Source organism: Marinobacter pelagius (assembly GCF_900114925.1).
GTDB lineage: Bacteria > Pseudomonadota > Gammaproteobacteria > Pseudomonadales > Oleiphilaceae > Marinobacter > Marinobacter pelagius.
On sequence record NZ_FOUR01000003.1, the window covers coordinates 442,217 to 455,195 of the forward strand.

General features: G+C 56.9%; 15 protein-coding genes and 1 pseudogene. 8 read left to right on the forward strand and 8 right to left on the reverse strand.

Translation table 11 applies throughout. The annotated features are described in order from the left end of the window. Window positions 1-28: 28 nt before the first annotated feature. Window positions 29-1,297, reverse strand: a complete 1,269-nt coding sequence (locus BM254_RS09095) for an MFS transporter (RefSeq protein WP_092001969.1) — start codon at window positions 1,295-1,297, stop codon at window positions 29-31. A 187-nt stretch (window positions 1,298-1,484) separates the two neighbouring features. Here BM254_RS09095 and BM254_RS09100 point away from each other — a divergent pair, with 187 nt between their 5' ends. The 3 genes from BM254_RS09100 (at window position 1,485) to ubiT (ending at window position 4,739) form a co-directional block, all read left to right on the forward strand. Further along, window positions 1,485-3,344 (forward strand): histidine kinase, encoded by a 1,860-nt coding sequence (locus tag BM254_RS09100; protein ID WP_092001972.1) that lies wholly within the window; start codon window positions 1,485-1,487, stop codon window positions 3,342-3,344. 16 nt (window positions 3,345-3,360) lie between these two features. Beyond that, complete coding sequence (narL, locus tag BM254_RS09105; protein WP_092001974.1) at window positions 3,361-4,017, forward strand: two-component system response regulator NarL; 657 nt, start codon at window positions 3,361-3,363, stop codon at window positions 4,015-4,017. A 218-nt stretch (window positions 4,018-4,235) separates the two neighbouring features. Then, window positions 4,236-4,739 (forward strand): ubiquinone anaerobic biosynthesis accessory factor UbiT, encoded by a 504-nt coding sequence (gene ubiT, locus BM254_RS09110; protein ID WP_092001977.1) that lies wholly within the window; start codon window positions 4,236-4,238, stop codon window positions 4,737-4,739. 62 nt (window positions 4,740-4,801) lie between these two features. Here the strand turns inward: ubiT and BM254_RS09115 are convergent, their stop codons facing one another. Together BM254_RS09115 and BM254_RS09120 are read right to left on the reverse strand one after the other, a co-directional pair. Then, complete coding sequence (locus tag BM254_RS09115; RefSeq protein ID WP_092001980.1) at window positions 4,802-5,425, reverse strand: bacteriohemerythrin; 624 nt, start codon at window positions 5,423-5,425, stop codon at window positions 4,802-4,804. A 133-nt stretch (window positions 5,426-5,558) separates the two neighbouring features. Next, the gene (locus BM254_RS09120; RefSeq protein ID WP_092001982.1) at window positions 5,559-6,401 is read right to left on the reverse strand and encodes an iron-sulfur cluster assembly protein; all 843 of its coding nucleotides are present in this window, start codon (window positions 6,399-6,401) and stop codon (window positions 5,559-5,561) included. A 232-nt stretch (window positions 6,402-6,633) separates the two neighbouring features. On the opposite strand from BM254_RS09120, the gene BM254_RS09125 reads away from it, so the two are divergent. Both BM254_RS09125 and BM254_RS09130 read left to right on the forward strand, forming a co-directional pair. Next, window positions 6,634-7,113, forward strand: coding sequence for a hemerythrin domain-containing protein (locus BM254_RS09125; protein ID WP_092001985.1), 480 nt, complete (start codon window positions 6,634-6,636; stop codon window positions 7,111-7,113). Between the two features lie 17 nt (window positions 7,114-7,130). Then, complete coding sequence (locus tag BM254_RS09130; RefSeq protein WP_092001988.1) at window positions 7,131-7,589, forward strand: hypothetical protein; 459 nt, start codon at window positions 7,131-7,133, stop codon at window positions 7,587-7,589. 40 nt (window positions 7,590-7,629) lie between these two features. On the opposite strand, the gene BM254_RS09135 is transcribed toward BM254_RS09130, so the two are convergent. Beyond that, window positions 7,630-7,863 carry a hypothetical protein gene (locus tag BM254_RS09135; protein ID WP_139227051.1) on the reverse strand — a complete coding sequence of 78 codons (234 nt, stop codon included), beginning with the start codon at window positions 7,861-7,863 and terminating at the stop codon, window positions 7,630-7,632. 74 nt (window positions 7,864-7,937) lie between these two features. Between BM254_RS09135 and BM254_RS09140 the strand changes: the two are divergent. After that, window positions 7,938-8,651: pseudogene (locus BM254_RS09140) on the forward strand (succinate dehydrogenase iron-sulfur subunit); the annotation flags it as partial. A 120-nt stretch (window positions 8,652-8,771) separates the two neighbouring features. Next, on the forward strand, window positions 8,772-9,932 hold the full coding sequence (locus BM254_RS09145; protein ID WP_092001999.1) for a cytochrome P450: 1,161 nt from the start codon (window positions 8,772-8,774) through the stop codon (window positions 9,930-9,932). A 57-nt stretch (window positions 9,933-9,989) separates the two neighbouring features. Here the strand turns inward: BM254_RS09145 and BM254_RS09150 are convergent, their stop codons facing one another. From BM254_RS09150 to BM254_RS09160, 3 genes are all read right to left on the reverse strand, one after another. Continuing rightward, window positions 9,990-10,304, reverse strand: coding sequence for a hexameric tyrosine-coordinated heme protein (locus BM254_RS09150; protein WP_245777407.1), 315 nt, complete (start codon window positions 10,302-10,304; stop codon window positions 9,990-9,992). Between the two features lie 222 nt (window positions 10,305-10,526). Then, window positions 10,527-10,730, reverse strand: a complete 204-nt coding sequence (locus tag BM254_RS09155) for a YgaP family membrane protein (RefSeq protein WP_092002002.1) — start codon at window positions 10,728-10,730, stop codon at window positions 10,527-10,529. A 68-nt stretch (window positions 10,731-10,798) separates the two neighbouring features. After that, on the reverse strand, window positions 10,799-11,182 hold the full coding sequence (locus BM254_RS09160; protein WP_092002005.1) for a DUF488 domain-containing protein: 384 nt from the start codon (window positions 11,180-11,182) through the stop codon (window positions 10,799-10,801). Window positions 11,183-11,513: 331 nt separating this feature from the next. Between BM254_RS09160 and rnk the strand changes: the two genes are divergently transcribed. Beyond that, window positions 11,514-11,900: a nucleoside diphosphate kinase regulator gene (gene rnk, locus BM254_RS09165; protein ID WP_092002008.1), complete on the forward strand. Its 387-nt coding sequence runs from the start codon at window positions 11,514-11,516 to the stop codon at window positions 11,898-11,900. A gap of 9 nt (window positions 11,901-11,909) precedes the next feature. On the opposite strand, the gene BM254_RS09170 is transcribed toward rnk, so the two are convergent. Next, a complete protein-coding gene (locus BM254_RS09170; RefSeq protein WP_092002011.1) occupies window positions 11,910-12,908 on the reverse strand; it encodes a YeiH family protein in 999 nt (332 codons plus the stop codon). Between the last annotated feature and the right edge of the window lie 71 nt (window positions 12,909-12,979).

Sequence of the window (12,979 nt, forward strand, 5' to 3'; positions counted from 1 at the left end):
CGGTTCTACCACCCTGGTGGTAGGCGATCTATATCCCCGGGTGGAGAAGGCTCATACGTTCGTGCTCGCGGCTGTCCCGGGAAAACAGGAACAGGCAGCTGAACAACAGAAGGAAAAGGATCATGAACACGGCACTGCGGATACCCAGCCAGTGGTTCACGGCCCCGAAGACGACGGGCAGGACAAAGGCAACCAGACTGGCCGCAACCAGCAGCAGACCCGCCACAAACGCAGCGACTGACCGGTTCCCGAGAATGACCAGGCGCTGCAGGCTGCCCATGGCACAGCCCAGGGCTACCCCCAGCAGCACCACAAACGCGCCTTCCATCATCAGAGGCAGTGCAAACTCCAACCGGATGGTGTCATCCACCCCGCGGATGAAGAGCGTCATCGGCGGGTAGGACAGGACAAAAAGTGAGACCAGGCAAAGTAGCAATGACCGGCTGATCACCCGCCCACTACCGAAACGGTCGGACAGCCCGCCACCGACAACCTGCGCCAGGGCACCGGGAATGACAAACCATTGGGCCAGACTGGCCCCCGTCTGCACCGGCAAATCGAACTGGGAAGCCAGGTAATCCGGCAGCCAGAGTGCCAGTGCAAAAAAACTGCCCGCCACCACGCCAAAATAGGCACACAGGTGCCAGGTCCGGTGATGCCTGAGCTGGCGTAACAATATCCGCACCGAGGTTTCGCTGCCAGGCTCGGCCCGGGAGTCCTCGGAGGAGGTGAGCAGCATCAGTAACGCCAGGATCAGGAGCAGAACAATCAGGTAGGCTAAAGGCACCCCGTGCCAGGAAAAGGCCTCATGGAATAACGGGACCAGGTAATAATTGAAGCCTGCCCCGGTCACGCCCGCGCCAAAAGTACCCAGCACCAGGCCCAACCTACGGGGTTCGCAATGACCGGTCACGAATTGCAACCCGGCACTGTAGAACCCTCCCGCCAAACCGAGACCGCTGGCGACAAACAGATAACCGAAGTAGGTATCGGCGGTAAGCATGAAAACCATGCACAGGGCCAGCCCGGCCAGACAGAACAACATGATGTTCCTTGCGCCGAATTTGCGGGCTGCCAGACCCGCAGGCACCGCCAGCAAGGCGCTTACTGCCATGGGCACTGCCAGCAGAATGCCGAACTGGAGGCTGGACAGTTCAAGCTCCGCCCGCAAATGCACCCCGGCCACCGCAAATAACGTCCAGCATCCGGCCGCCACGACAAAACCGAACAACGCCAGGGGCAGCACTACCCACAGCGACGCCAGCGTGTCGTCATCCGGATCCATTTGCACGGTCATAGCCTTAACCTTTGATAACCCAACTTTTAGTCTCATCTTTTGATCCTCAAAGGGTCAAAGACTATGATGGGTTACCAACTATCGGGGTAATTGACTATCCTCAAGGAGGTATCACGGACGGTGAAGTGCGGTCATAATTGAGGCCCCCGCCAGCAAACTTTCGACAAGGCGTCGTGCAACTGACAGCATGAAATCCAGAAGCCCCCTAGTTAACCGTATCGCCATCGTCGTTGGCGCCATCGTGCTGACCGCCGTCGTCAGCATGGCGACCACGCTCGCGGTCTCCAAAAGCATCGAGGGCAACGCCACCGCCATCAACCTGGCCGGGGCGCTGCGCATGGGCGCATTCAATCTGTTGTCCCATGCGGCGGCAACCGGGGCCCACAGGGAAGATGAGCAGGGCCTCGCCGGCATGATGGACGAATACGGCGCAAAACTCTCCGATGCCACCATCCTCGATGCCCTGCCCCAGGCCGTCGATCACCCTTTGAGCGCGCAGTACCAGAGCATCCTTGACGCCTGGCGAGACGAACTGCGGCCAGCGATGGAAAACCATCCGGCCGGTGCACCGGTTACGCCGGCCATGCTCGACGCCGCGGAACACTATGTGGCGGAAGTCGATGCCATGGTAAACATGCTCGAACAACGCACCGAAGCACGGATCGACCTGCTGCACCTGATCCAGATTATCAGTTTGGTGTTCTCTATCCTGATCGTGATCGCCCTGTTCCTGGACCTCAAGAACCGGGTGCTGCGTCCGCTGCGCAAACTGGTGGGTATTGCCACGGCGGTGGGTGAACAGGATTTCTCCCACAAGGCGAAGCTGAAAGGCTCGGATGAACTGGCCCAGCTGGGGCAGGCCTTTGACCAGATGACCAGTGAACTGGCCCTCACCTACTACGAACTGGAAGAGCGGGTCCGGTCCAAGACCGAGGAGCTGGAGAAGAGCCATGCCGCACTCCAGTTGCTGCATTCCTCCAGTCGTGGCCTGTTTGCCAACCATGACCTGTGCAGTGGGGCTGTTCCCATGCTGCAGGATCTTGAGCAATTACTGGGTATCGGGCCGATTCACCTGTACCTCCACGACCGGGAGTCGGCGGAACCGGTGAGAGCCGTGACCACGGCCACCAAGGAGCGCCCGTTCTATTGCCGTGATCACCATTGCAACGCCTGTCTGGTAACGCCCGAGGTCTACGATGACCTGCCGGTGGAAAACAACGATGGCCGGCGCCTGCTGCTGCCGATCCGGACCCCGGGCCTGCTGCTGGGCACCCTGGAAGTCTGGTACCCCAGTGAGAAAGGACTGTCCGAGACCGCCCGCCGGTTGCTTGAAACCCTCAGCGACCAGCTGGCCACGGCCATCTACCTCGAACGTCAGATCACCGAGGAACAGCAACTGACCCTGGCGGAAGAGCGCACCGTGATTGCCCGGGAACTTCACGATTCCCTGGCCCAGTCGCTTTCCTACCTGAAGATGCAGGTCGCCCGCCTACGGCGGCTCAACATCGAGGGGGACCAGCAGAAAGCGCACGCTGCAATCCTGGACGAACTCAGTACCGGCCTGAACAGCGCCTACCGGCAACTGCGGGAACTGCTTGCCACTTTCCGCCTGAAACTGGACACCCCGGATCTGGCAACGGCCCTGAGAAAAACCATTGACGAATTCAGTGAGCGACTGGGCAAACCGGTGGAGCTGAACTACAACCTGCCGCCCCAGACCCTGTCGCCGAATGAAGAGATCCACACCCTCCAGATTGTCCGGGAAGGGCTGGCCAATGCCGTGAAGCACGCGGACGCCACGGAGATCTCGGTGGACGTAATGTTCGAATCTCCGCAGGTCAAGGCCCGGATCCGGGACAACGGCAAAGGCCTGCCCGGCGGCGACCAGCCAGTGAATCACTACGGCCTGATCATCATGCAGGACCGAGCCCGAACCCTGGGCGGACAGGTAAATGTGCAGAACCGGGATGAAGGCGGCGTGGAAGTCACGCTAACATTCGTCCCCAAGAGCAGGAACCTGATTCCAACCGAAGTTTCCAGTGCCTGACGACAAGAGAGAGACAATGCCTGAATCACCCGCGAGTATTTTGCTGATCGATGACCACCCCCTCCTGCGCCAGGGCATCAAGCAGCTGGTGGACATGGAAGACGATATGGAAGTGATCGGTGAGGCAAGCAATGCCGCCGACGGCATCCGCATGGCCACTGAGCTGGAGCCGGACCTGATCCTCATGGACCTCAACATGCCGGAAATGGATGGCATCGAGGCCCTGAAGAAGCTGCGGGAACAGAATGTGAGCTCCCGCATCGTGATGTTCACCGTCTCCGACCAGGAAGATGACGTTGTGGCCGCTCTGCGCGCCGGTGCCGACGGCTACCTGCTCAAGGACATGGAACCCGAGGAAATGATTGCCCAGCTGCACCAGGCCGCCGTAGGCAAGATGGTGATCAGCGACCGCCTGACCACCCTGCTGGCCCAGGCCCTGCGCTCCAACAAGCCACAACAGACCGCACGCCCTGACTTTGACACCCTCACGCCCCGGGAAAAAGACATCCTGCGCCTGATCGCCGAAGGCCTGTCCAACAAAATGATCGGCCGCAAACTCGACATCAGCGACGGCACCGTAAAAGTGCACGTGAAGCACCTGCTGAAAAAGCTCAACCTCCGCTCGCGGGTGGAAGTGGCCGTCTGGGCCGTGGAAGAAGGCCTGCACCGCTGAAGGTCCCGAAGACGGGGTCAGATGAAAGCCTTCATCTGACCCCAACTTTAACCCCAGGGGTCTGAAGAAAGCCTTCTTCTGACCCCATCTTAAGTCCAACTCCCAGGTTAACCCGGGGTCAGAAGAAGGCTTTCTTCAGACCCCACCCCTGAGTTATATCAAAGCCCCCAAACCAGATTTCCCCTACCCTGCTCCCGAGCCAAATAACGGAGCCGGCCATGCACCTCTCGCTACCCAAACTGCCACCGTTCCCCGCACACCACCCATTACTCAACCAGTCCCTGGCAGTACTCCGGGAGTACCTCCCCTCTCCCGCCCCGGTGCTCGGTGCCATCGACCAGCGCATTCCCATGCCGGTCAAACAGCTGGCAGCCGAGGCCCCGCTGAACCGCCTGTTCGCCGAAGCCATGGCCGAAGGCGAATTTGATGATTTCGAGGGCCGGCGGATCCGCCTGGAACTCAATGGGGGGCAGCCGGGCATAACCCTGGGTTTCTGGTCAGGCAGGCTGAGAGTAGTCAACGGGCCAGGGGAAGCCACCATCCGCGGCTCCCTGTCGGCATTCCGAACCCTGGCCGAGCGGCGCCAGGATCCGGATCAGCTCTTCTTCCAGCGTCGCCTGGTCATTGAGGGAGACACTGAGCTGGGGCTTGCACTGAAGAACCTGCTGGATGGACTGGAATGGGATGTCAGCTTTCAGAGCATACTGTTCCCGGCCGCCTGATTAAGCTCACAAAAGGCTTATATTGAAGGATGAAAGCGGTGGGTAGGTGCAAGATCGAGGCATCACCGCTTTCGCTGAAGCCGGTCCAGCTCAACCTCGGCCCTGTGCCGCGCCATCTTCTCCTGCAGCAACTGAACCGTAAGCGAAGACAGCTTGGCGTAGATCTCGAGCAGAGCATTCACCAGCACCGAGACGGACCCGCTGAGTTCCGAATCCACCTGCTCCCGGGCCTCTTCGAGAGACAGCCCGCCCCTCACCGCCTTGACGGTAAGTGCCATACGCCGGTCCGATTCCAGAATGTGAAACGCCAGCCACCGGGTCAGATAATCGAATAGCTCTGAGAGCCTTTCCTCTTCGGTGCCATGGCTTTGCTTGAGCGTCTGGATCTGGGCAAAAAACATCTGGTGGGCATCGTGATGGTTTCTGGCCATATCCGATTCCCCGAGTGCTTCCTGCCAGATCTTCTCCTCAGACTTGAAATGGTAGGCTGCGTACGAGAGTAGCTCGTCCAGCACATGGCCAGAGGTGACTCTGGAAGCATCGGAAGCGAAATGCCACGCAAGCCTATTGAGAATATCGACCAGCACCTTGTGCTGCTCGTCAATTTCCTCAAGGCCTGTTTCGAAATTCCTGTTCCAGGGGAAAATCTCGAACTTTTCGGGATGTGGCTGCCAATCCGGGTTCACCTTTCGCTCCGATCACTGGACATGGTCACTGCCCAGAATACTGCATAAAGGTTCATGGAAAATTGCCCGATGTCAGGAACCATCTGCTCGGGTTAAACGCGCCCGGGCATGATCGTAAAGTAAGCTGACCGACTCAGATCAGCCCCAGTTCCAGACGCGCTTCCTCATCAAGGCTGTCGTAGCTCCACGGAGGATCAAATACGATGTCGACTCTTGCATCTTCGACCCAGGGAACTTGCAGCAGTTTGTCTTTCACGTCGCCAGCGATAATATCGCCCATGCCGCAACCTGGTGATGTCAGCGTCATTTCAACACGGACAAAATGCTTATCCTGGTCAAAATCCAGTTTATAGATGAGTCCCAGGCCGACAACATTCACCGGAATTTCCGGGTCATAAACCAGGCGCAATGCATCCCAGCATTGCTGCTCATTGATCCGGCCATCTCCCGGTGGCTCGAACAGGATGGCGTCTGAATGAAACCCCAGACGGCGAGTCACCTCCGGAGACAGGCGATACAGGTTACCCTCATACTTGACCGTGAAACTTCCACCGAGTGCCTGGGTTATGGAGACGGACGCCCCCTCCGGAAGTGTTGTGGACGCACCGGAAGGAACCCGCAGGGCTTCACAGCTCTCTGACAGAACAAAAGTTTTGGGTGGCTTTGCCGGCTTTTTGGAATGCGGCGCTTTGATGGTCAGGCTCTGGAGCTTCCCCTCGCCCTGAACACCAATCTCCATATCCTGAAGGTAGGGCACGCTGGCCGCCTCGAAATACAGAGTCAGCTCTTCAAAGTCTTTCCTCACATCCCCGGTCGATTCATGGCCTGGCGGACAAAAAGCCAGACAAGTCTCGGCCTGCTGGGTGCCGCCTTTCTCCACATAGACCCGCGCTGCCATTCCCGGCACTTCCTGTTTCGTCAGTATAGCGACCAGATAGTCACGGGCCTCCGGTGTCACTTCAGCGTTGATGTTCACGGGCTCCACCTCCTTTACGCTTCTCGCGTTGACGCTTGAGCTGATTGGATCTGCACTCATCGCTTACAAGATCCAGCCATCTCAGGTGCTGCTCCCAGACCTTCTCTTTAATGTGTTCCGGCTTGTTGCAGTTCATCTCCGCCTCCCGATGCGTCAGGAAAATGAGAACAATTCTTGACACCTATTAAAATGTATTTTATATGTATGTTAAAGCAAGAGAGGAGGATGAGCAATGAACAATCAACAACCGCCGATTGAGGAACTGGATACAGATGTCCTGCTGGAGCTGATAACGAGAGGTTACGATGCCGGCCATCTTGCGAAACTGCCAGAGCTTCACAGACTTGCCCGCAAGATCGAAGCGGTTCATAGGGCAAGCCCTGATGTGCCCAAAGGCATTACCCTCGCTATCAAGAACCTGGAGCGTACGCTCAAGGATCACATTGAGCGGGAAAACACCCACGTGCTGACCAAGATGGTGCATGACCAGCCGCCCAGACCGGAAACACCGATTGCTCAGATGAACGAGGAGCATTCAATCATCAAAGAGCAATTGAAAAAGCTTCGCGAGATGACCCGCGACTACCATGCACCGGAGTCCGCTTGCCGTTCCTGGAGGCGTTTCTACCGGGAACTGAAAAGCCTGGACTTCCGGCTTACCGAGCAAATCTATCTGGAACGGGATGTGCTGTTCCCGCGTTTCCAGTTCTGAGTGGAGGAGATAGCGCTATGGCCTTCAAACAACTGAAAGACCTGATCGAGTGGATCACCGAATACCACGAACTGCTCGAACAACAGTATGAAATGCTAGCCGATGCACAGACGGATGAGCGCATGCAAATGGCACTCAGTTTTCTGGCGAGCCGTGAGCATATCCAGGCAGAAGCCATGGAGGACTTCCTGCAGGATGCCGACGACGATCTGATGGATGCCTGGCTGGTTGACTCCCAGCAGTTCGACAGCCGCCGGATTCCGGGTCAGATACCGGCGTGTACCGGCTGCCACGATATTCAGGATATTTTGAAGAACATTCTGGGCTCACACAAAACGCTCACAGAAATGTATGAGCTGCGGGCCAAACTCGCCCAGAATAATCGTGAGGCGGAACTCTTCCGTGAGCTCGCATCCAGTCAACAGGCCGAGGCCCGCCTGCAATCCAGGGATATTGGCCGGTTGGAGATGTATTAGTGCTGCATTACCTGAATCCATCTAATTCATGAAACCCCGGTCAGCCCGGGGTTTCGTGTTTCTGCAGGTACTTCCTATACACCCTGATGGATGCCAGCAGGCTTTCACGGTAGGCAGCACCGTACTGATTGCCACCGGAATCCGATTCCCGGATGGCAGCCTCATACTGGGTGATCCCCTGCCGGGCAAACGCCACAGCCGCGGCCAAACCGTCGCGGCCCCCGACAAAGGCCAACCGTTTCGATTCCTGACTTTCCGGACTATCGGCTGCCACAAAATCACCCCCCATCTGCTAACCTGATCTTAAACCCATACTGAAAATGAATGAAATTCCAGGAGGGTAGTAAAATGTCGGCCTTTACTGTTCGCCTGTATCGCTACAACCCGGAACAGGATGACGCCCCCTACAATCAAGACATCGAAGTTGACGGTGAATTCCGCAACCGCATGGTTCTCGATGTCCTGGAACATCTCAAAACCCGCGATCCAACACTCTCGTTTCGTCGTTCCTGCCGGGAAGGTGTTTGCGGCTCTGACGGCCTCAGCATGAATGGCCGCAACGGTCTGGGCTGCATCACGAGAGTGGCGGATATTATGGGTAAGAAGGACACACTGGAGATTCGCCCGTTACCGGGAATGCCCGTGATAAGGGATCTGGTGGTGGATCAGTCCCTGTTCTTCAAACAGTACGAACAGGTGCAACCCTGGCTGATCAATGATGATCCCGAACCGGCCATCGAGCGCCTCCAGAGTCCTGAAGACCGGGCAAAGCTGGATGGACTTTATGAGTGCATCCTCTGCGCCTGCTGCACCTCCGCCTGCCCTTCCTGGTGGTGGAACCCGGAGAAGTATATCGGGCCCTCGGGGCTGCTTCAGGCGTATCGGTTCCTGGTGGATTCGCGCGATACCGCCACACGGGAGCGTCTGGCAAAACTGGAGGATCCGTTCAGCGTATTTCGCTGCCGGGGCATTGGCAACTGCACCGCATACTGTCCCAAGGGACTCAACCCCATGAAAGCTATTGGGCATATCAAGATCATGCTGGTGCGGGAGCAGGTCTGATAGTTTCTCACAACCAGATGATTCAGATCATCTGGCCACAGACCAGTTGATTTATCTTCAAGAAGACACTCCGGCGCCCTGATACTCTGACAAAACATGCACTTGTCACGAGGATCAGCAATGGCAGATGACTCCCGCAAGCCCGACTGGAAACCGCGAACTGCTGAAGTTTTGAGAGACCAGGTAAAGGCCTACGATGCCATGCGGGCGCGATGCCCGGTGGCATGGAGCGACTATCAGCACTGGACCTTGTTCAGGCACGGGGATGTCATGCGGGTTTTGGAAGATCATCAGACCTTCAGCAGTGCGGTATCCAGCCATCTTTCAGTGCCGAATGGAATGGATCCGCCCGAGCACACTCCCTATCGCCAGGTGGTCGAGCCTTACTTTTCACACCAGGCAATGGAAAAGTTTGAGCCAACCTGCCGTCGCATAGCCCGTAATCTGGTCGGTAACCTGCCTGACGGCCAACCGTTTGATGTTGTCGAACAGTTCAGCCGGGCTTTCGCACTGCAGATCCAGTGCGCCTTCATGGGATGGCCCGCATCCCTCCATGAACCACTCCGGGATTGGGTGCTGAAAAACCACCGAGCAACCCTCGCCGGTGACCGGGATGCCATGGCTGAGGTAGCCCGAGAATTCGACGGTTACATTCATGATCTGCTGGAATTCCGCCGCAAAGCCGGCGCCAATGCTCCCCGGGATGTCACCACCTCCCTGATGGAAGAGGCTGTAAATGGTCAGCTAATGACCGATAAGGAACTCACCAGTCTCCTGCGAAACTGGACAGTCGGCGAGCTGGGTACCATCAGCTCCAGCGTATCAATTCTCCTGAATTACTTATCAAGACATCCAGATCTCAGACAGAGTCTCACGAACGATCCCGATGCGTTACCCGACGCTATTGATGAAATACTCCGCATGGATGCGCCGCTGATGTCCAACCGCCGGGTCACAACACGGGAGGTAGAAATTGGTGGGCGAACGATTCCGGCGGGAGAAAAAATCACCCTTCTGTGGGCCTCCGCAAACCGGGACGAAGAGGTCTTCGGCGATCCGGATGCGTTTTGTCCCCGAAAGAATCGTGACCAGAATCTGCTCTATGGCGCGGGAATTCACGTCTGTCCGGGCGCGCCTCTGGCGAGAATGGAACTCAGGGTTCTGATGGAAGAATTTCTTTCCGCTGTCGACACCCTGAAACCGGCGCCAGCTGAACAGCCTGAGCGAGCTGTGTTCCCCACCGGGGGATTCAATTACTTGCCGATGATCGTCACCAAATGATTGTGTCCCTGGCTGCCACTATTGCCATGGCGGCCTAAACGGCCGCCATGGCAATCATCACTTCCAGTAGTTGTTGGCAGCGGCCACTGTCTGGAAGTGAACTGCAATCACCTCAGAGGCATGAATCAATGCTTCACCGTTCTGGGCGTACTTTTCACGCTCCCGGAACAGCACTTCCTTGTCGGATTGTGTGCTTTTTACGCCCATGCGGGACAACTTGATGGCCAATTCAAAACCTTCCTGTGGAGTTTCCGTAACAAGACTGGGCAACCAGACGTCGCCCTTATCCTGATCCTCTGCATGGCCTGCCATTGGTGTACTCAAGGCCAGCGCAGCGCAAACAGCGAGGAGGTTTCGTTTTACATTCATCATTCAGGTCTCCTTACTTCTCATCAGCTGGTTACCTCAATCAGAGAGGTACTAACAGTAATGGACCATAATAGCTATATTTTCAATGAATCTTTATGGGCAAACTCCTCCAACCGAAGGTGCAAAGCCTGATTCCCTAAAGTCATGTCCGACGGGCCCAAGCCGGCACTCCTGCTGTTCAGTGACAATACCACCAAGCAGCGTAGGCAATTCCTGTCACACCACTTAGCTAACCGGCTTTTCTTCTTTCAACCCCATTTTCTTCAGGATCACCATCGCCGGGCACCATTTGGTAAAGGCCGACTGGATCAGGTTAAGGGCAATAAACCCGGTAAACAGAAGCCAGTAAGGGCTCACATAATGGGCGAGCAAAATGGATATGAGCGTAAACACACCGGCCATCAGGCGAAGGCCTTCGTTGACTGTCATGGCACACCTCCTTGAGAACATATAGGTATACCTTTATACCCGGCAGCCTGTTGACGCAATGATATGCGTCACTTTTCCCGACCGAAGGAACCGAAAAGCCCAGCCTGAATAAACTCCCGAAGGGCTACAGCGTTATTGTGTTCGGTGTCTTTCGCCGCAAATACCAGCGTGATGCGGTCATGTTCTTCAAGTAAGCTCTTGAGTGCAGAAAGATCCTCAACGGCATCACCTGATTTCAGCTCTTCCAGATACCTCTCACGGAATTCCGGCCACTTCGCCGGATCATGTCCGAACCACTTGCGCAGCTCGGTGGACGGTGCCAGCCCTTTCAGCCAGTGGGTGATGTCGGCGTCCTCTTTCGCAACGCCCCGCGGCCAGATACGGTCAACAAGTACGCGCGGGCCGTCTGAGCGGGCGGGAGCCTCATAGGCTCTTTTCAGGCGGATATCCATGAGTTGAACTCCTGTGCTTGTCCACCTCACAGGTAGCCACTGCCGGAATCTCAGGTCAAGGTCGACACTTGACCGCTGTAAACATGATTCCTTGCAGCACCCCGTTTGCTCTTTGCGGGAGGAACAGCTAGATTCAGATGAAATCCTGCAAATATCACCCGAGCCAGCTGATTTGCAAACCTTTCCCTCTCTGACTGTTTTCCGGAATGCCCCTCATGGCAGATCCGGCCACACCACAGCGTTACTTTCCTGACGCTGGGTCTGCACGCACGCACGGCTCAGCACAAGCACCCAAACTATCTCGGTTAATTCCTTTTTCCTGGAGGTCACTATGTCCGATTTGCCCGCTATCACTGTTGCCGAAGAGGATTACAATCGCCTTGCCACGCTGCTTGAGAAAACCACCGATCCCACCGGCGTTGCCGACGGACTGGAAGAAGAACTCAGCCGTGCCGACTTGCGACCTTTGTCCGAAATACCGGAAACCGTTGTAGTGATGAATTCGGTAGTTCTTTTCGAGGATCAGGATAGCGGAAAGCAACACAAGCTCGAGCTGGTCTATCCGCACCAGGCGGATGGCAGCCCCGACAAGATCTCCATCCTGGCGCCCGCCGGGGCTGCAATGATCGGCCTGAGTGTCGGAGACAGCATTGAATGGCCGGTGAAGGGCCGGAACCCGCTGCACCTGAAAGTGGTGCAAGTCACGCGACCCGACTGAAACGCCCGGTCATCCGAGTATCAGCGGGGTGACCACTCCGCCCCCGACCATCAGCATCGCAAACAGGCAGAGGGCCAGCACAAAGGGCTTCACACCAAGGCTGCGCAATGCTTCGAGCCGGGTCTGGTAGCCGAGTGCTGCCATGGCCATGGTCATGGCCAGCTGGCCGCTTGTCACCAGTCCCTCCTGGACCATCTGCGGTATGGCGAGGACACTGTTCAGGCCCACGATCGCCAGAAAACCGAAAGCGAACCAGGGAATGACCAGCTGGTTGTTCCCGGGTTGGTCATCTGTGCTGTTCTTGCGGCGCCTGGCCCAAAGCTGCCCTACCACCAGAAGAAAGGGCACCAGCAACATAACCCGCACCAGTTTGACAATCACGGCATTGGTCAGTGCGTCGGTGCCGACTGCGCCGCCTGCAGCAACCACCTGGGCCACCTCATGGACTGTTGAACCGATGTAAACGCCGTACAGACCCTCATCCCAGCCCAGCAGGGGATAAAGTGCCGGATAGGTGAACATGGCAATCGTCCCGAACAACACCACTGTCGCCACGGCCATGGAAGCAGCGGCCGGTTTGGACCGTATTGCACTCTCGGTGGCCAGTACCGCCGCTGCTCCGCAAATGGCACTGCCGGCGCTTGTCAGTATGGCTGTGTCCCGGTCGAGCTTCAGCCATCGGGTTCCAAGCCAGTAACCGACGACAGTAACTGTGACGACAACCAGGGCATCGAGTATCACGACTCTGGCGCCCAGGGCCGTCAACTGCTGGACGGTAAGCGAGAAACCGAACAGGACAATACCGGTCCGGAGCAGCCACCGCGACGCAAACCCGAGGCCTTTTGCAACGTCGGTAATGCGCTTGCCTGCTATCGTATTACCCAGAACCAACCCGAGCAGAAGCGCGAATACCAGTGGCCCCAGCCCGGTCGCCTGGACCGCCGGCAGAGCGGCCAGGCCATAACCGGCCGCCGTCAACGCACTGCATAACATCAACCCCTTGAACATCATCAACTCCAAACTTTTCGATCTATCGTTATTCTATTTCATTGCCCCTTTATTTATTAAATTGCTTTTAT

Bases quoted from the DNA above. Each gene is read 5' to 3' on its own strand.
- BM254_RS09095 (WP_092001969.1), bottom strand. From the start codon at position 1,297: ATGACCGTGCAAATGGATCCGGATGACGACACGCTGGCGTCGCTGTGG.
- BM254_RS09100 (WP_092001972.1), top strand. From the start codon at position 1,485: ATGAAATCCAGAAGCCCCCTAGTTAACCGTATCGCCATCGTCGTTGGC.
- narL (WP_092001974.1), top strand. From the start codon at position 3,361: ATGCCTGAATCACCCGCGAGTATTTTGCTGATCGATGACCACCCCCTC.
- ubiT (WP_092001977.1), top strand. From the start codon at position 4,236: ATGCACCTCTCGCTACCCAAACTGCCACCGTTCCCCGCACACCACCCA.
- BM254_RS09125 (WP_092001985.1), top strand. From the start codon at position 6,634: ATGAACAATCAACAACCGCCGATTGAGGAACTGGATACAGATGTCCTG.
- BM254_RS09130 (WP_092001988.1), top strand. From the start codon at position 7,131: ATGGCCTTCAAACAACTGAAAGACCTGATCGAGTGGATCACCGAATAC.
- BM254_RS09145 (WP_092001999.1), top strand. From the start codon at position 8,772: ATGGCAGATGACTCCCGCAAGCCCGACTGGAAACCGCGAACTGCTGAA.
- BM254_RS09150 (WP_245777407.1), bottom strand. From the start codon at position 10,304: ATGATGAATGTAAAACGAAACCTCCTCGCTGTTTGCGCTGCGCTGGCC.
- BM254_RS09155 (WP_092002002.1), bottom strand. From the start codon at position 10,730: ATGACAGTCAACGAAGGCCTTCGCCTGATGGCCGGTGTGTTTACGCTC.
- BM254_RS09160 (WP_092002005.1), bottom strand. From the start codon at position 11,182: ATGGATATCCGCCTGAAAAGAGCCTATGAGGCTCCCGCCCGCTCAGAC.
- rnk (WP_092002008.1), top strand. From the start codon at position 11,514: ATGTCCGATTTGCCCGCTATCACTGTTGCCGAAGAGGATTACAATCGC.
- BM254_RS09170 (WP_092002011.1), bottom strand. From the start codon at position 12,908: ATGTTCAAGGGGTTGATGTTATGCAGTGCGTTGACGGCGGCCGGTTAT.